17 protein-coding genes are annotated in these 15,914 nt (G+C 65.3%); 6 read left to right on the forward strand and 11 right to left on the reverse strand.

From position 1 onward, the window contains the following. Positions 1 to 147: 147 nt before the first annotated feature. The 6 genes from HMPREF3088_RS04665 to HMPREF3088_RS04690 form a co-directional block, all read right to left on the reverse strand. Positions 148 to 795: a MogA/MoaB family molybdenum cofactor biosynthesis protein gene (locus HMPREF3088_RS04665; protein WP_070758653.1), complete on the reverse strand. Its 648-nt coding sequence runs from the start codon at positions 793 to 795 to the stop codon at positions 148 to 150. 104 nt (positions 796 to 899) lie between these two features. Continuing rightward, on the reverse strand, positions 900 to 2,450 hold the full coding sequence (locus HMPREF3088_RS04670) for a trypsin-like peptidase domain-containing protein (protein WP_371441298.1): 1,551 nt from the start codon (positions 2,448 to 2,450) through the stop codon (positions 900 to 902). Positions 2,451 to 2,496: 46 nt separating this feature from the next. Further along, on the reverse strand, positions 2,497 to 4,086 hold the full coding sequence (locus HMPREF3088_RS04675) for a sensor histidine kinase (RefSeq protein ID WP_070758655.1): 1,590 nt from the start codon (positions 4,084 to 4,086) through the stop codon (positions 2,497 to 2,499). Then, positions 4,083 to 4,778 carry a response regulator transcription factor gene (locus tag HMPREF3088_RS04680; protein ID WP_015381370.1) on the reverse strand — a complete coding sequence of 232 codons (696 nt, stop codon included), beginning with the start codon at positions 4,776 to 4,778 and terminating at the stop codon, positions 4,083 to 4,085. Before HMPREF3088_RS04680 ends, HMPREF3088_RS04675 begins: the two co-directional genes overlap by 4 nt. Positions 4,779 to 4,976: 198 nt before the next feature. Then, a complete protein-coding gene (gene rpmF, locus HMPREF3088_RS04685) occupies positions 4,977 to 5,144 on the reverse strand; it encodes a 50S ribosomal protein L32 (RefSeq protein ID WP_015381369.1) in 168 nt (55 codons plus the stop codon). Positions 5,145 to 5,166: 22 nt separating this feature from the next. After that, complete coding sequence (locus HMPREF3088_RS04690) at positions 5,167 to 5,436, reverse strand: type B 50S ribosomal protein L31 (protein WP_012359795.1); 270 nt, start codon at positions 5,434 to 5,436, stop codon at positions 5,167 to 5,169. A 359-nt stretch (positions 5,437 to 5,795) separates the two neighbouring features. On the opposite strand from HMPREF3088_RS04690, the gene rpmB reads away from it, so the two are divergent. Genes rpmB through rpsR form a run of 4 tightly spaced genes read left to right on the forward strand, consistent with a single transcriptional unit; the run spans position 5,796 to position 6,774 of the window. Further along, a complete protein-coding gene (rpmB, locus tag HMPREF3088_RS04695) occupies positions 5,796 to 6,032 on the forward strand; it encodes a 50S ribosomal protein L28 (protein ID WP_012359794.1) in 237 nt (78 codons plus the stop codon). A 2-nt stretch (positions 6,033 to 6,034) separates the two neighbouring features. Then, a complete protein-coding gene (gene rpmG, locus HMPREF3088_RS04700; RefSeq protein ID WP_012359793.1) occupies positions 6,035 to 6,199 on the forward strand; it encodes a 50S ribosomal protein L33 in 165 nt (54 codons plus the stop codon). Positions 6,200 to 6,202: 3 nt separating this feature from the next. Next, positions 6,203 to 6,508 (forward strand): 30S ribosomal protein S14, encoded by a 306-nt coding sequence (gene rpsN / locus HMPREF3088_RS04705; protein WP_012359792.1) that lies wholly within the window; start codon positions 6,203 to 6,205, stop codon positions 6,506 to 6,508. 17 nt (positions 6,509 to 6,525) lie between these two features. Continuing rightward, positions 6,526 to 6,774: a 30S ribosomal protein S18 gene (gene rpsR / locus HMPREF3088_RS04710; RefSeq protein ID WP_012359791.1), complete on the forward strand. Its 249-nt coding sequence runs from the start codon at positions 6,526 to 6,528 to the stop codon at positions 6,772 to 6,774. 147 nt (positions 6,775 to 6,921) lie between these two features. Here the strand turns inward: rpsR and HMPREF3088_RS04715 are convergent, their stop codons facing one another. Next, positions 6,922 to 8,415, reverse strand: coding sequence for a DUF1846 domain-containing protein (locus HMPREF3088_RS04715; RefSeq protein ID WP_070758656.1), 1,494 nt, complete (start codon positions 8,413 to 8,415; stop codon positions 6,922 to 6,924). Positions 8,416 to 8,676: 261 nt separating this feature from the next. Between HMPREF3088_RS04715 and HMPREF3088_RS04720 the strand changes: the two genes are divergently transcribed. Together HMPREF3088_RS04720 and HMPREF3088_RS04725 are read left to right on the forward strand one after the other, a co-directional pair. After that, positions 8,677 to 9,444 carry an RDD family protein gene (locus HMPREF3088_RS04720; protein ID WP_070758657.1) on the forward strand — a complete coding sequence of 256 codons (768 nt, stop codon included), beginning with the start codon at positions 8,677 to 8,679 and terminating at the stop codon, positions 9,442 to 9,444. Between the two features lie 136 nt (positions 9,445 to 9,580). Next, positions 9,581 to 10,555 carry an AEC family transporter gene (locus HMPREF3088_RS04725; RefSeq protein ID WP_083317322.1) on the forward strand — a complete coding sequence of 325 codons (975 nt, stop codon included), beginning with the start codon at positions 9,581 to 9,583 and terminating at the stop codon, positions 10,553 to 10,555. 68 nt (positions 10,556 to 10,623) lie between these two features. Here the strand turns inward: HMPREF3088_RS04725 and HMPREF3088_RS04730 are convergent, their stop codons facing one another. From HMPREF3088_RS04730 to HMPREF3088_RS04745, 4 genes are all read right to left on the reverse strand, one after another. After that, a complete protein-coding gene (locus HMPREF3088_RS04730) occupies positions 10,624 to 11,817 on the reverse strand; it encodes an acetyl-CoA C-acetyltransferase (protein ID WP_070758659.1) in 1,194 nt (397 codons plus the stop codon). Positions 11,818 to 11,971: 154 nt separating this feature from the next. Continuing rightward, positions 11,972 to 13,585 (reverse strand): bifunctional phosphoribosylaminoimidazolecarboxamide formyltransferase/IMP cyclohydrolase, encoded by a 1,614-nt coding sequence (purH, locus tag HMPREF3088_RS04735; protein ID WP_070758660.1) that lies wholly within the window; start codon positions 13,583 to 13,585, stop codon positions 11,972 to 11,974. Next, on the reverse strand, positions 13,578 to 14,228 hold the full coding sequence (gene purN / locus HMPREF3088_RS04740; RefSeq protein WP_012359785.1) for a phosphoribosylglycinamide formyltransferase: 651 nt from the start codon (positions 14,226 to 14,228) through the stop codon (positions 13,578 to 13,580). Before purN ends, purH begins: the two co-directional genes overlap by 8 nt. Continuing rightward, positions 14,228 to 15,914, reverse strand: a 1,687-nt coding sequence (locus tag HMPREF3088_RS04745) for a cell division protein PerM (RefSeq protein ID WP_083317323.1), incomplete at its 5' end; no start/stop codon positions are given. The genes purN and HMPREF3088_RS04745, both read right to left, overlap by 1 nt.

The following is a 15,914-nucleotide window of genomic DNA, read 5'->3' on the forward strand; positions in this document are numbered from 1 at the left end:
TTTATCGAACCCGCCGTGCTCGGCCGGGTTCTTTTCTTTATCGACGCCCCGCCCCGCGGCCTTGGGATCTTTCACCCGCCCGGCGGCGTTCCGGGCGCTGCGGGCCTTAGCAAGGCTGGCGAGCCCGCGTGGTGCGCGGCGGGCCATTTAGACGCCGAGCTCGTCGAGCACGTGGTTGACCAGCGGGCCGAGCGTGGCCATGCCGTCGCGAATTGCGCCTCGGCTGCCGGCGATGTTCACGACCACGGTGGACCCGGAGATGCCGGCGAGGCCACGGGAGAGAGCGGCATCCTTGTTATTGGCGGCCAGCCCGGAGCTGCGGATCGCCTCCGCGATGCCCGGGATGCGGCGATCCAGCAGCTTGCGGGTGGCCTCGGGGGCGCGGTCACGGGGACCGAAGCCGGTACCGCCGATGGTGATGACGAGATCTGCGCCGCCCACCACGCCGGTTTCGATGGCGTGGCGGATCTCGCTCTTGCGCTCGGCGACGTTGACAACCGCATCGACGATGAAGCGGTCCTCTGCGAGCAGTTCGGCAACGAGCTCGCCACTGCCGCCCTGGCCAGCGCGATCCTCCCCGATCAGCACGACAAGCGCGTGGCGGGTGGGCACGGCCTCGGCGGCTGCGCGCTTGGCGGCGGCCTGCGCATCGAGGCTCTGGTCAAGGCTGTGGAGGAAGCTATCGTCTGGCTCCGGAATGGCGGCGTCCAGCCGGTCTAGCTGACTGTGGTCGATGTCGTCCACGATCGGGTTTCGGACACCGAGCTCGTGGGCTTCATTCCGGTTTAGCGTCAACGCTTTTACTCCTTCACGGCAGGTGGGTCGCTTTAACTTTAACGCGGGAGAGGATTTTTAAAACCCCTAATGAGGTTTTATTTTCACCCCTCCCCCGTGCGTGTCTACTCCTGGGTTTCGGCCTCGGTGCCGAGGGTGACGTCGAGCTGCTTTTCCGGTCCATGTCCCCCAGGCAGGACGGTGAGCTTCACGGTGTCCCCGACTTCGTGGGAACGGATGGCGGCGATGAGCCCCACGCCGGTGTCGATGAGTCGGTCGTCGACCTTGCGCACCACGTCCCCCTTCTTCAAACCAGCCTTTTCTGCGGGGCTGCCGGGGCTAACTTCCATGACCTCGGCTCCCACGTAGCGGCTGGCGGTGTTGATCTGCGCGCCGATCATCGGGTGGGCGGCCTTGCCGTTATCGATCAGCTGCTTGGCGATGCGCACCGCCTGGTTGGACGGGATGGCGAAGCCCAGGCCGATGGAGCCGGAGGTACCCCCTCCACCCAGGGTCGCGATGACGGTGGGGATGCCCACGAGCTCGCCCTTGAGGTTCACGAGCGCGCCGCCGGAGTTTCCGGGGTTGATGGCGGCGTCGGTCTGGATGGCGTCGATGAGGGAGCCCTCGCCGCCGTCCTCGCCGGCTGCCTGGACGGGGCGGTCCTTGGCGGAGACGATGCCGGAGGTCACGGTGGAGTTCAGGCCCAGCGGGGAGCCGATCGCGGCGACCGTCTCGCCAACATTGATGGCGTTGGAGTCCCCCATCGCCATGGGTTGCAGGTTATCGGCGCCTTCCGCCTTGATGACGGCGATATCGGTCTGCGGGTCAGCGGCGATGAACTTAGCTGGCAGCACGCGACCATCGGCGGTGATCACCTGCATCTTCGCACCACCCTTGGCGGCGGCACCGACGACGTGGTTATTGGTGAGGATCATCCCGTCGTTGGTGAAGATGGATCCGGACCCCTCCTCCCCGCCACGGGCGGTCTGCACTTGGATCTGCACCACCGAGCGGGTGACCTTATCCGCGACCTGGGCGATGGTCCCGGACTCCTCCAGTCGGCTACTGCTGGTGTCTTCGTTGCCGGTAGGCGCAGAGTCGAGGGTGTTCACGGAGCGGGTGCTGTTGGTTCCCTGCATGGAGGTCAGGGCGAAGGTCGTGCCGGAGGCGAGAACCACCGCACCCACCATGAGGGCCGCGACCGCACCGGTGGACCAGCGCTTCTTCTCCTTCGGCGGCGTGTTCAGCGGGCCCTCGCCCGGCTCGCCTGGCCCTGCCTGGGGCGGGTAGCCCGGTTCGTGCGGCAGCGCCTGCGGGTGCTGTGGAACCTGCGCGCCCTGGCGGGCCTGGGCCTGGTGAGTCTGGGCCTGATGCGGCTGCTCCTGGTGCGGAACTTGCGCGCCCTGGTGAGTCTGAACCTGGCGCGGCTGGGTCTGGTGGGTCTGGGTATAGCCGGTGTGCGACTGGCCCCACTGGGCACGCTGACTGTCCTGTGCCTCGCCCGCCCAGCCCCCGGGGCCGTACTGCGCCCCAGCCTCGCCGCGGCGGGTGTTGCCATTGTGCCCGAATGGCCCAAAGTCCGACGCCTGCGGATAATGCTCTCCCCCGCCACCGCTGGCGCCATTGCCGCCGACACCGTTACCGCTATTCAGATTCTCACCATTTTTATCCATAGGAACCATCCTCCACTTCCCTTCTAAAAAATACTGGGACGCAGCCCTATTTTTCGCTGGGAGTTCCACGGCGGGCGGGCAACACAACCCGCATCAGCGCACCACCGTCGTCAGATTCATCAGCGATGATCGCCCCGCCGTGATTCACCACAGCCTGCTTCACGATGGAAAGCCCCAGGCCAGAACCCGGCATCGAGCGAGAACTGATCGAGCGGTAGAAGCGATCGAAGACCTTTGCCCGGTCATTGGTTGGGATACCCGGCCCCGAGTCTGCGACTCGAATTTCCACAGCCTCCTCGTATCCCTCACCGCCCTGCGCCCCGGCAGGAAGACCCGAGGCCGCCGGTGGGATGGGTTGCATCCACACTCGCACGGTGCCGCCCTGCGGAGACCATTTAGCTGCGTTGTCCAGCAGGTTTAGCAGCGCGCGTTTCAGGCTGAGCGGATCCCCCTGGGCGACCCAGGGTTCGGCGTGGATCTCAAAAATGACGTCCGGGCGGCGCCGCTGCACCTTCGCCACACCAACGCGAATGCAGTCGTTGAGGTCGACCTCCTGGTCGCTGAGGACGGGACCATCCTCACGGGCGAGGTCCACCAGGTCCTTAATCAGGGCACTCATCTCGTCCAACTGGCTGAGCACATCACGTTCGATCTCCCGGCGGTCCGCCTCCGAAATACCCGGGGAGTCCTCGCGCGTCGCGAGCAGCAACAGCTCGATATTGGTCCGCAGGGAGGTCAGCGGCGTCTTCAGCTCGTGGGAGGCATCTGCCACGAGCTCCTTCTGCTTTTCTCGGGAGGTCTGCAGGGCCAGCATCATGTTGTTGAAGGACTGGGTGAGGGTGCCGACCTCGTCATTGGAGAAAACAACGAGCTGACGAAGCTCATCCGTCTCCGTCACTCGGTCCGTGGCCCGCCGGAGGCGGTCGATGGGTCGCAGTCCCGTGCTCACCACGGCGGTGACCAGCACGATCGCGCCGAGCGCCCCGCAGATACCGATCATGGTCAGGATGAGCGCCAGCGAATCCAAGGCCCGCTGCGTCGACGAGGCGTCAGAAACGAGGACGACGACGCGGCCGTCGGGTGCGGCGACTGCAAAGTAACGGTCGTCGCCATCGGAGCGGTAAGAATGTGGGTGCTCGCCCCGGATGACCGAGATCTCGGCGTCCTCCAGGACGGGTTCGAACTTCGCGACGGGCGCGGCGATTCCGGTATAGGTCTCGGGGACGACGATAAAACTTAGGGTGTTCGAGATGCGCTCGAAGGCCGGCTCGTAATTCTCCTCCTGAACACCACCTGGGGTCTTCTCGGGTGGCATCTCGATGATGCTCTGCGCCTGGGAGCGCAGCAGGCTATCGCTGGTGCGCCACAAAATCTGGGACACCGTGGCGTAGGCCGCGAAGGTAACGGTGGCGATCGAGAAGATGATGACCAGGGAGGCCAGGATGGTCAACCGCTGTTTGATGCTGCCCAGCGTGCCGTCCAAAAAGCGGCGCCACCGGGGGCGTTTGGTCAGCTCGGCGGCACGTTCCGGTTCGAGGAGCATGCCGTGGTCGACATTCTCGCCCGCGGTGCGCTCCCCCGTCGCCGAGCGGGAGGCACGACCCCGGGGTTCCGGGGAGAGCCGCCTCAAACTCATGGGGCAGTCTCGCGCAGGACGTAGCCCACGCCGCGAACCGTCTGGATCAGGCGTGGCTCGCCGTCGGCCTCGGTCTTGCGACGCAGGTAGCCGATGTAGACCTCCAGGGCATTGCCGGAGGTCGGGAAGTCATAGCCCCACACGTCCTCGAGGATCGTCGTGCGAGAGAGCACCTTGCGGGGGTTTCGCAGCAGCAGCTCCAGCAGCGCGAACTCGGTGCGGGTCAGGCTGATCTGACGGCTGCCGCGCGTGACGTCGCGGGTCGCGGGATCTAGTTCGAGGTCCTCGAACTTCAGGATCTCGGTCTGCTGGGTGTCCACCGCCGCCGGGCGTGCGGCGCGACGGACGAGGGAGCGGGTGCGAGCCAGAAGCTCCTCGAGCGCAAAGGGCTTGGTGAGGTAGTCGTCCGCGCCGGCATCCAGCCCGGCGACGCGCTCCGAGACGGAGTCGCGGGCCGTGAGCAGGAGGATTGGGATGTCATCGCCCTGGGAACGCAGCTCGCGGCACACTTCGAGCCCGTCGAGCTTCGGCATCATGACGTCGAGGATCGCCATGTCGGGACGCTCGGACTGAACTTTATCCAGCGCTTCCTCCCCGTCCGCGGCGAGCACGACGGCGTACCCATTGAAAATCAGGGAACGGCGCAGCGACTCGCGTACAGCCGGGTCATCGTCCACAACGAGAATCTTCATATAGCTATTGTGCCCTCTCGGCGCGGCTTTGTGTTAAAGCTCAGCACCTGTTTAGGTTGCTTGCACCCGCTGGTTAGGATTCTTCTACATCTCGAACGCAAGTTTTAGGTACTTCCCCGGTTGTGCGCCGGCAGAAAAAATGCCCGCGACCTGCGATCCAGGTGCGGGCGTTGGGCCGGTAAAACCGGCTGACCGGAACTAGTCCAGGTCGATCAGGCCGAGCTGAGCAGCCTTCACCAGGCGGCGAGGGATCTGCACCTCCTGGCCGTTGATCTTCTGAGTCTGAAGATCGACGTTATCCGCCTTCCACTGGGAACGGCGGGCGCGGGTGTTGGCGCGGGACTTCTTAAACTTTGGTACTGCCATTTTCTTCTACCCTCCTCGAGCCTTACTGGGTCTTCTTCTTGCGGCGAGCCATGCCACCGTAGCGGCGCTGGAACTTCTCGACGCGACCTGCGGTGTCCATGACGCGCTGTGCGCCGGTCCAGAACGGGTGGGACTCGCTGGTGATGTCGACGACGATCAGCGGGTACTCGTTGCCATCCTCCCACTCGACCGTGCGGTCAGAGGTGGCGGTGGAGCGGGTCAGGAACTGCTTACCGGTAGCAGAATCCTTGAATACCACTGGGTGGTAATCCGGGTGGATATCCTTCTTCATACTTCTTCCCTTAGGTTGATCACATCGGGTCGGTCCCACACATGACAGCGCGGGTCGTGCCCGAGTCGGGGCGAAACATTGTCTTCACGTTCGAGATGCCACGATGGCAGCACGTACGACCGCAAAAGTCTATCGCATTTCGACCGGTGGACATAATTGACCGGGCGCCGCACAAGCACCAGTCCCGACTGGACAAGATTAGGCGCTTTTCCACCTGAGCTGTATAATCGTCCTCTGCTGTTGTCTATGTAAACGTCATCACCGTGCATACAGCGTATTTCGCGCTTCCTAGCGGACTGTCTACCCACCGGGGAGCCTGCATTTTTCGTTGTGTTGTGCATGGTGGAAGGAGAAAACCCATGTCGGCATATTGCCAGGTGACGGGCCGCAAGCCGGGTTTCGGCAAGCAGGTTTCCCACTCTCACCGACACACGAGCCGCCGCTGGAACCCGAATGTTCAGCGTCGCAAGTTCTACCTGCCTTCTGAGGGCCGCACGATCACGTTGACGGTCTCTCCGAAGGGCCTGAAGACCATTGACCGTGATGGCATCGAGTCCGTCGTTGCCAAGATTCGCGCTCGTGGGGAGAAGATCTAAAAATGGCTCGTAACGATATTCGTCCAATCATCAAGCTCAAGTCCACGGCTGGCACCGGTTACACCTATGTCACCCGTAAGAACAAGCGCAACAACCCGGATCGCATCACTCTGAAGAAGTACGACCCGGTTGCCCGCAAGCACGTCGAATTCCGCGAGGAGCGATAATTTATGGCTAAGAAGTCCATGATCGCGAAGAACGAGCAGCGCAAGGAAATCGTCGCCCGCTATGCGGAGCGTCGCGCTGAGCTCAAGAAGATCATCAAGAACCCGAACACCAGCGACGAGGATCGCATTGAGGCGCAGTTCGAGCTGAACCGTCAGCCGCGCGACGCCTCCCCTGTTCGCGTCCGCAACCGTGACGCCGCCGACGGTCGCCCACGTGGCTACCTCCGCAAGTTCGGCCTGTCCCGTGTCCGCGTCCGCGAGATGGCTCACCGCGGTGAGCTGCCGGGCGTTCGTAAGTCCAGCTGGTAATTAGGGAGGCTCTTTAAATGAAGCGCAACAACATGAAGCGGGCGCGGATGGAGCAGTCCCGCCGCCCCAAGAAGAATCCGCTCAAGGCCGAAGGCATCGAGCAGGTTGACTACAAGAACTACGCTCTCCTGCGTAAGTTCATCTCCGACCGTGGCAAGATCCGCTCTCGCCGCGTCACGGGCCTGACCCCGCAGCAGCAGCGTGAGGTTGCTACCGCGATCAAGAATGCCCGCGAGATGGCTCTCCTGCCTTTCAACAGCCGTTAAGAACCGGCAGGTAGACGTTACGTAGACAAAGAAGACCCGCCCAGGCGTTATGCCAGGGCGGGTCTTCTTTTCGCTGACTACGCTGTTGGGTCAGGAACGCAAAGGAAGGGCCCGGAGGGCACTTCCGGCATCAGCATCAGCTAGCGCTTAGCGCTTACGGTAGAGGGCCTTTCGCCAGTACTTCGGCTCGGAGGTCACCAGTACCCCGAGGTTGCGGAAAATGCCCTCGTCCACGGACCCCAGGATGGTGGTCGTGTGGACGTCGCAGCCCGCGAGGTTCTTCAGCTGCTTCAGCGCTGCCCGGGCGTCCTCGGACTCGGCAGCGGAGACGGAGAGCGCGATGAGCACCTCGTCGGTGTGCAGGCGCGGGTTCTGGGAGCCCAGGTGGTCGACCTTGAGTGTCTGGATCGGCTCGATGGACTTCGGCGAGAGCAGGTGGATCTCGTCGTCCAGGCTCGCGAGGTGCTTCAGCGCATTGAGCAGCATCGCCGCGGAGCAGCCCAGCAGCTCGCTGGTCTTGCCGGTGATAATCGTGCCATCCGCTAGCTCCAGGGCGCTGCCCGGCTGGCCGGTGCGCTCCTCCACCTCATTGGCGGCGGCCACGACGCGGCGGTCCTTGATGCTCGCACCGACCTTGCTCATGACGATCGCCACGCGCGAGGAGACGGTATCGTCCGTATCCTCCCGGCGCTCCTCGACGAGCGCCTTGTAGTAGCGGCGCACGATCTCCTGCTTCGCGGCCTCGCGGCACAGCTCGTCGTCAGAGATGCACTTGCCCACCATGTTCACGCCCATGTCCGTCGGCGACTGGTACGGCGAGTGCCCGTAGAGCTTCTCCAGCAGGGTTTTCAGCAGTGGGAAGACCTCGACGTCGCGGTTGTAGCTGGTCGCCTGCGTGCCGTAGGCCTGCAGGTGGAAGGGGTCGATGACGTTGATGTCGTCCAGGTCCGCGGTCGCTGCCTCGTAGGCGAGGTTGACCGGGTGCTCCAGCGGGAGGTTCCAGATCGGGAAGGTTTCGAACTTCGCGTAGCCGGCGGGGATCCCGCGGCGGAACTCGTGGTAGACCTGCGAGAGGCAGGTGGCAAGCTTGCCGGACCCTGGCCCGGGTGCGGTGACGACGACGAGGTCGCGGGAGGTTTCCACGTAGTCGTTAAGGCCGAAGCCGCCGTCGGAGACCACGAGCTCCGTGTTCGTCGGGTAGCCGGGGATTACCCGGTGGCGGGCGACGTTAAGGCCGAGGCGTTCCAGGCGCTCGGCGAAGGCGACGGCCACGTGGTTGCTGTCCTCCAGCTGGGTCAGCACCACGTTGTTGACCAGGAAACCGCGGTCGCGGAAGACGTCGACGAGGCGGAGGGCGTCCTCCTCGTAGGGGATGGAGAGGTCGGCGCGGACCTTGCCGCGCTCCAGGTCGCGCGCGTTGAGGCACACGACGATCTCGACGTCCTCCTTGATATTCTCCAGCATCGCGATCTTGTTATCGGGTGTGAAGCCGGGCAGAACGCGGGAGGCGTGGTAGTCGTCGAAGAGCTTGCCGCCCATTTCGAGGTAGAGCTTCCCACCGATCTGCTCGCGCCGCTCGTTGATGTGCTCGGACTGGAGCTGGATGTACTTCTCGCGGTCGAAACCGATGCGGTGGGTCATGGGCGTAGCTTGTTCCTTTCAAAGCCTCAGCAGCGCTGGGTGCACCGGCCCGCGGAGCACCATCGCGTGGCTGTTTTACGCCTTTTCACTTTAGACCCGGGTGAACGCGGGCGTAAACTTCTCGCGTTTCCTTAGGGGCTCCCCCGTGCACTTCCGAGGGGTGCAGCCGTGCAGCCCGGATAGTGGGTAACTATATTCGTGGACAATGCCCTTCACGCACACACCGACGCGGGGGCTAAACGATGAGCGAAAGGCCCTGTGATGACGAACCCCTATGACAACAATCCCTATGACGGAGGAACCCCGGATAACGGTGGCTACGGCGGATCGACGCCGAATAGTGGATACAACGGGGCTGCTTCTGGTGACGGGTCTTACGGTAGCGGGTACACCCAGCCCGACGCGGGGGACGCGTTTAACGACTCCCCTGCCAGCCAGGGCTATGGGGCCGATAGCTACGGCGTGCCGATGGGCGATGAGCGCTCCGCTGCCGCCGGTGGTTTCCCCAGCATGCCGGACTACGAGGCCTCGGTGGGCACCGCTCCCCTGGCGCCGTCTCGTCCGGGCCCGTGGATTCGCCTGCTGAGCCTCATCATCGACGGAATCGTGGTCCACGTTGCCAGCGCACCAGCGTTTCTGCTGCTCTCCTCCCCGCAGGAGGTTATTAATTGGTTGTTTAATGTCTCCGAAGGCATCGATGCCGAGATGCCGATGGGTATTGGGATCGCCTCGCTGCTCTCCTTCGTCCTGTGGTTCGTCTACCGCGCGGCGATGGAGTCCAGCGGCATGAAGGGCTCACTGGGCAAGCTGGCCACGGGCCAGCGCGTGGTGAACTTCGAAGGCGGGCAGCTTAGTTTTGGCCAGTCCCTGAAGCGCAATAGCTTCTACCTCATCCAAGGCCTGCTGAGCATCCTGCCCTTCCTCGGATTCATCTACATGATCGTCTACGGCGTGGGGATCTCCCGCGATCCGTACAACCAGTCCCACACCGATAAGTGGGCCAAGGCCTACGTGGTGAAGGCCCTCTAGGCACCACTCCCCCTCCGGACTCCCCGCCGTGGCAGCAGCCCGGCGGGGTTTCTTGTGCCCACTCACCGTCCGCCCACCCGCCTCCCCTTGCTTGGCCACACCCCTCGCGGTCGCCCCGGGGCGGGCGGGTGGTTCAATAGGGGCCATGCTCAATGTGCTCACCGGCTTCGGCGTCGTCGTCCTCATCATCGGGATCGGCTACGTCATTGGCCGCACGCAGCTCCTGGGCCCCAAGGCTCTCTATCCGTTGAACATGTACGTGTTCTGGATCGCGCTGCCCGCCACGCTGCTGCGTTTCATGAGCCACGCGGACCTCGGGCAGATCTTCGGGCCCAACCTCGCGGTAGTGGCGATCAGCAGCCTGCTGACCGGATTCACGAGCTTCGCGCTCTTCTATTGGATTGCCCGGCGCACCGCCAAGGAGTCCCTCATCGGGATGCTGGCGGCCAGCTACTGCAATGGCTCCAACCTGGGCATTCCGCTGGCCACCTACCTGCTGGACGACCCGACGCTGACGCTGCCGGTGATCCTCTTCCAGGTGGGTCTCTACGCTCCCACCGCGGTGCTGCTGCTGGATATCGCCGAGGAGCGTGGTTCGGGCGCGCAGTCGGACACGTCGCGTCCCCGGCTGGCGCCGGCGGTGGCCTTGGCGCTGTTTAAGTCCCCCCTGCTGATTTCAGCTTTTATCGGCATGATCCTGGCCTGGATGAACACTCAATTCGGCTTTGAGCTGCCAGCGCTGATCGCGGACCCGATCGATCTGATCGCCCAGTCCATGGTCGCCGTCGCACTGGTGGTCTTCGGCATGTCCATGGCGGAGGTCAAGGTGCTGCAGCCAGGGAGCAGCCCGCGCAAGTCGGTGCTGGTGGCCTCCCTGCTGAAGACAGTGCTGCACCCCACGCTGGCTTTCCTTGTCGGCACGCTGGTCTTCGGCGCGAGCGGGGAGCTGCTGCTGGCGATGGTACTGATGGGGGCGCTGCCCACGGGCCAAAACGTGTTCACCTACGCGCAGCGCTTCCAGACCCAGCAGGTGCTGGCCCGGGACACCGGCGTGGTGTCCACGGCGATCTCCCTGCCGATCATGGCAGGGATCGTGCTCTTCCTGGGCTAGCTTGGGTTAGCTGGGTGGGATTCCCCTCCCCTGGGCTGGCCAAAACCAGCCCAGCCCCTCTGAAGGCGTTACTTCCAGATCAGCAGCGCATCGCCCTGGCCGCCACCACCGCACAGGGAGACCGCAGCCTTGCCGCTGCCGCGGCGGTTGAGCTCGTGGGCTGCGGTCACGAGCACGCGGGCCCCGGAGCAGCCGATCGGGTGACCCAGGGAGATGCCACCGCCGTGGATGTTGGTCTTCTCCAGCGGGTAGTCCAGGTCCTTCAGGGACTGTGCGACGACGGCGCCGAAGGCCTCGTTGATCTCCAGGAAGTCCAGGTCCCCGGTCTCCCAGCCGGCCTTGGCCAGGGCGGCCTTCACGGCCTGGGAAGGCTGGGAGAGCAGCGAGGTGTCCGGTCCTGCGGTCTGCCCCGCAGCGCCGACGGTAGCCAGGATCTTCCAGCCCTTGGCCTCGGCGTTCTCGCGGGTGGTCAGCACGACGGCGGCCGCGCCGTCGGAGATCTGGGAGGAGGAACCGGCGGTGATGGTGCCCTCCTTGCGGAATGCCGGGCGCAGCTTGGCCAGGCCCTCCTCGGTGGTGCCCGGGCGCACGCCCTCGTCCTGGGAGACGGTGATGGTCTCCTTGCGGGTGGCGACCTCGATGGGGACGATCTCCTCAGCGAAGGTGCCATCGGTGGTCGCACGCTCGGCACGCTGGTGGGACAGCGCGGCGATCTGGTCCTGCTCCTCGCGGTTCAGGCCGGCGGCCTCGGCGTTCGCGTCGGTCTCCACGCCCATGGCGGTGCCCTGGACCGGGTCGGTGAGCCCATCGCGCTCGAGGGCGTCGTCCAACTTCAGCCCACCGAAGCCCTTGCCTGCGCGCACGCCGGCGGCGAGGTGCGGGGCGTTGGACATGGACTCCTGACCACCGGCGACGACGACGGTGGCGTCCCCGGCCTTGATCATGCGTGCGGCGCTGATGACGGCGTCCAAGCCGGAGAGGCAGACCTTGTTGATGGTCATCGCCGGAACGTGCATCCCCAGCCCCGCGGCGACGGCGGCCTGCTTGGCGGGGTTCTGACCTGCGGCGGCCTGCACGACCTGGCCCATGAGGACGTAGTCCACCGGCTCGGTGCCGACGCCGGAATTTTCGAGTACTGCGGAGATGGTGGCGGCGCCGAGGTCGACGGCGGTCTTGCGGGACAGCGCGCCGAGCAGGCGGCCTTGCGGGGTGCGGGCGGCGCCGACGATGACGACGTCCTGTGGCTGCGGGTTCAGTGGCATGGGGTGAAAACCTCCCGTTGTCGGCTGGGCGAGCTATTTATGATGTGATCATCATCTCATATTTGGCCCCGCCGCGTCTGGCCCCCGAGATAGAAAAAGGGCCGGGCAGCGTCTCCGCTGCTCGGCCCCTCACTAAGCGTTCACACTCTTGCTGTTAGTGCGAGAAGTGGCGCTCCCCGGTGAGGTACATCGTCACGCCGGCCTTCGTGGCGGCCTCGATGACCTCGGCGTCGCGGACGGAACCACCCGGCTGGACGACGGCGCGCACGCCAGCGTTGGCGAGCACCTCGAAGCCATCGGCGAACGGGAAGAAGGCGTCGGACGCGGCGACCGCACCCTTGGCGCGCTCGGCACTGTCGGACAGGGTGTTAGCGCGCTCGACGGCGAGCTTCGCGGCGTCCACGCGGTTGACCTGCCCCATGCCCACGCCCACGGTCGCACCGTTGGCGGCGAGCAGGATGGCGTTGGACTTCACGGCGCGCACGGAGCGCCATGCGAACTCCAGCTCGGCGAGGGTGGCCTCGTCGGCCGGCTCGCCGGCAGCCAGGGTCCAGTTGGCCGGGGCGTCGCCCTTGGCATCGATGACGTCGCGCTCCTGCAGCAGCAGGCCGCCGGAGATCGGGCGGGATTCGATGGTCGCGCGGGTCGGGGCGGCGGCCTTGAGGATGCGGATGTTCTTCTTCTGGCTCAGGATCTCGATCGCGCCGTCCTCGTAGTCCGGAGCGACGATGACCTCGGTGAAGATCTCCGCGACCTGCTTGGCCATCTCCACGCTGACCGGGCGGTTGACGGCGATGACGCCGCCGAAGGCGGACATCGGGTCACAGGCGTGCGCGGCGCGGTGAGCGGCAGCGATGGACTCCTCGGACACAGCGATGCCACACGGGTTGGCGTGCTTGATGATCGCGACGGCCGGGCGCTCGTGGTCCCAGGCGGCGCGCCACGCGGCGTCGGCGTCCGTGTAGTTGTTGTAGGACATCTCCTTGCCGTGGAACTGCTCTGCCTGCGCCAGGCCAGGCTTCTCGCCCGGCGCGGTGTAGACCGCGGCCTTCTGGTGCGGGTTCTCGCCGTAGCGCAGGTCGTGGGCCTTCTCATAGGAGGCGCCGGACCAGGTCGGGAACTGCTCGTCATCCTTGCCAACCTGGGCGGTCAGCCAGCTGGCTACCGCGACATCGTAGGAGGCGGTGTGCTGGAAGGCCTTCATGGCCAGCTCGGTGCGCTGCGCGAGGGTGAAGCCACCCTCCTTCGCGGCGGCGACGACCTGGTCGTAGCTGTTCGGGTCCACGACCACGCCGACGGAGGCGTGGTTCTTCGCGGCGGCGCGCACCATCGACGGGCCGCCGATGTCGATCTGCTCGATGACCTCGTCGTAGGAGGCCCCGGAGGCGACGGTCTGGGTGAACGGGTAGAGGTTCACGACCACCAGCTCGAAGGGCTCGATCTCCAGCTCCTTGAGCTGGTCAAGGTGGTCCTGCTTGCGGGTGTCGGCGAGGATGCCGGAGTGCACGCGCGGGTGCAGGGTCTTCACGCGGCCCTCGAGGACCTCGGGGAAGCCGGTGAGCTGTTCCACCTCGATGACGGGCACGCCGGCATCAGCGATCTTCTTGGCGGTCGAGCCGGTGGAGACAATCTCCACCCCTGCGGCGTGCAAGCCCTGCGCGAGCTCCTCCAGGCCGGTCTTGTCGTACACGCTGACCAGGGCGCGGCGGATGGGCTTGCGCTCGCCGGTTGCCTGCGCTGGGTTCTTAGAATTCGAAAGTTCAGTCATTGCTGCTGATCTGGGCCTTTCGTCCCTCGATGGTGAGTCCGTTTCCTGCGATCTCGTGCAGGACCTGCACGATCAAACGCCGCTCCACGTGCTTAATTTTTTCGTGCAACGATTCCACTTTATCGCTTGGGTGCACGTTTACCGCTTCCTGTGCCACGATCGGGCCGGAATCAACCCCGGCGTCCACCACGTGCACGGTCGAGCCGGTGACTTTCACGCCGTATTCGATCGCATCCACGACCGCCTGTGCGCCCGGGAAGGAGGGCAGCAGCGCGGGGTGGGTGTTGATGATGCGGCCCGGGAAGCGTTCCACGACGTCCGCGCCGATGATGCGCATAAACCCGGCGGAAACGATGAGGTCGGCGTCCCAGCTTTCCAGCGCCGCAATGAGGTCACGGTTCCACTGCCCACGGTCGGTGACCTTGGGGATGTATTCCACCTTGAAGGTGGGCAGGCCCGCCTTCTCGGCTCGCTCGAGCGCGGCGCAATCGCGGTCCGCCCCGATGGCGAGCAGCTCGACCTTCGCCGAGTCCAGGTTGTCGATGAGGGCTTGGACGAGCGTGCCAGAGCCGGAGGCCAGCGCGACGATGCGCAGCGGTCGGCCCTGGGGTGCGGGCAGTGTGGTGTGAAAATTCTGGCTCATTAGTTCTCCTCGTTCTCCTCGATCTCGCTGTTCTCGCCGTCGGCGTCGGTCTGGTCTTCGAGGTCCGCGTTGTCGGTCTCATCGTTTTCTTCGTCTTCTTCGGCGGCGACGGTCTCGGCCTCGCCCTCAGCGTTCTCAGCGACGTCATCCGCGGCAGCGTCCACGTTGTTGGAGGCGGCGTCTTCGTCCTCAGCGTCATCCGCGGCGACGTCCCCGTCGTCGGCATCTTCGTTTTCGACGTCCTGATCATCGGCGATGTCGGTTGCGGCAACATCTCCGTCATCGGAGGCGTCCTCGCCGTCGTAGTCAGCGTCATCGTCCTCGTACTCGGCGTCTTCGCGCTCGGCGTCCTCGGCAGAAGCGACCTCGTCGGCCGGGACGGCCTCGGTCACCGTGGCACCGGCGCGGGCCAGGAACCACATCAGCACCGTAGCGGGCAGCAGCAACCAGCCACCCGCCTCCACGGCGGCGAGCCACGGCAGCGGCCCGGTGATGCCGACGGTGCCCAGCACTCCGCGTGCCAACCACGCACCAATGAAGGCAAACACCAAGGCAGCGACGCCAGCTCCCAGGCCCGTGAAGACCGGGGACTCCACGTAGCTGCGCTGACGCACGAAGCGGTAGACGGTGGCCACGGCGACGATCGCCGGGATCGCCAGCAGGAACGGCCCACCCGGGATGGGGGCATTTGGGGCGGCGGCCAGGATCGGCAGCGGGGGCAGCTCCACGTTGGTGATATTGAACAGGCTAAATAGACCAAAGCCGAGGTTGTACTCCCCGCCCAGTAAGACGGCTGCCGCCCCGATGACGATATTCGGCAGGTAGAGCAGTGCCAGGAGGGTCATCCCCACGCCTGGCCAGAAGCCCGGCGCGATCTCATAAGCCGCCCTGGCGGCGGACCAGTTGCCGATCAGGGCGATCACGACGCCCAGGAGGCCGGCGACACACATCCAGCCCAGGAAGTTCCGACCCAGGCGGACGGACTCCACGGGCCAGGTCGGCCAGTGGCGGCGCATCAGCAGGGCCCGCCAGATGCGCCCCCGCATCCCGATAGCCACGGCCAGCCCGTTAACGAGGAAGGTGTTCAACAGCGCCCGCCCCAGGTGGGGCGCCTGGACGTCGAAGACACGACCTGCATCCAGGAGCATGAGCCAAGCGATAAAGGTCAGCACCATCGGCAGACCAATACCGAGAGCGGCGAAGACCCTTAAGCCCCGGACGCTGACCTTATCCCCCAGCGCCTTCGTGATGCGGCGGGAGTGGCCGAGGATCACGGCAATCGCGGGGAGCAGTGGGACGAATCCCAGCTCCACACCCTGCATTTTCAGCGGGGCGGCGTTCGCCACCATCCAGACGCTGGCGAGGACGCTGGGCACCATCGAGAATTTCGCACCAATTCCCACGATCACTGCGAAGGTCAGGGCGATCGCGATCGTGACCCCGTGGTTGGCCAGCAGGGAGGGAAGGAAACGCTTGATATGGGGGCGCCACAACGCCCAACAGTGCTTCAGCCCCGCCCCCCTTCCCGGCTGCTGTCGCTGGCCCGTGCGTGGGACGGTACGCTCGCCGCGTTCCGAACGGTGGAAACGGTCCTGAGAGCTTTGACCTGCCGCGGAGCGCCCGGCCGGAGCGGCCTGAATAGACGACGGACGTGCCGGCGGGCGCCGGTGGGGGCCGGCCGGGCGG

The organism is Corynebacterium sp. HMSC22B11 (assembly GCF_001815965.1).
Classification (GTDB): domain Bacteria; phylum Actinomycetota; class Actinomycetes; order Mycobacteriales; family Mycobacteriaceae; genus Corynebacterium.

Bases quoted from the DNA above. Each gene is read 5' to 3' on its own strand.
- rpsN (WP_012359792.1), top strand. From the start codon at position 6,203: ATGGCTAAGAAGTCCATGATCGCGAAGAACGAGCAGCGCAAGGAAATC.
- purN (WP_012359785.1), bottom strand. From the start codon at position 14,228: ATGAGCCAGAATTTTCACACCACACTGCCCGCACCCCAGGGCCGACCG.
- HMPREF3088_RS04690 (WP_012359795.1), bottom strand. From the start codon at position 5,436: ATGAAGAAGGATATCCACCCGGATTACCACCCAGTGGTATTCAAGGAT.
- rpmF (WP_015381369.1), bottom strand. From the start codon at position 5,144: ATGGCAGTACCAAAGTTTAAGAAGTCCCGCGCCAACACCCGCGCCCGC.
- rpmG (WP_012359793.1), top strand. From the start codon at position 6,035: ATGGCTCGTAACGATATTCGTCCAATCATCAAGCTCAAGTCCACGGCT.
- HMPREF3088_RS04670 (WP_371441298.1), bottom strand. From the start codon at position 2,450: ATGGATAAAAATGGTGAGAATCTGAATAGCGGTAACGGTGTCGGCGGC.
- HMPREF3088_RS04675 (WP_070758655.1), bottom strand. From the start codon at position 4,086: ATGAGTTTGAGGCGGCTCTCCCCGGAACCCCGGGGTCGTGCCTCCCGC.
- HMPREF3088_RS04715 (WP_070758656.1), bottom strand. From the start codon at position 8,415: ATGACCCACCGCATCGGTTTCGACCGCGAGAAGTACATCCAGCTCCAG.
- HMPREF3088_RS04730 (WP_070758659.1), bottom strand. From the start codon at position 11,817: ATGCCACTGAACCCGCAGCCACAGGACGTCGTCATCGTCGGCGCCGCC.
- rpmB (WP_012359794.1), top strand. From the start codon at position 5,796: ATGTCGGCATATTGCCAGGTGACGGGCCGCAAGCCGGGTTTCGGCAAG.
- rpsR (WP_012359791.1), top strand. From the start codon at position 6,526: ATGAAGCGCAACAACATGAAGCGGGCGCGGATGGAGCAGTCCCGCCGC.
- purH (WP_070758660.1), bottom strand. From the start codon at position 13,585: ATGACTGAACTTTCGAATTCTAAGAACCCAGCGCAGGCAACCGGCGAG.
- HMPREF3088_RS04680 (WP_015381370.1), bottom strand. From the start codon at position 4,778: ATGAAGATTCTCGTTGTGGACGATGACCCGGCTGTACGCGAGTCGCTG.
- HMPREF3088_RS04720 (WP_070758657.1), top strand. From the start codon at position 8,677: ATGACGAACCCCTATGACAACAATCCCTATGACGGAGGAACCCCGGAT.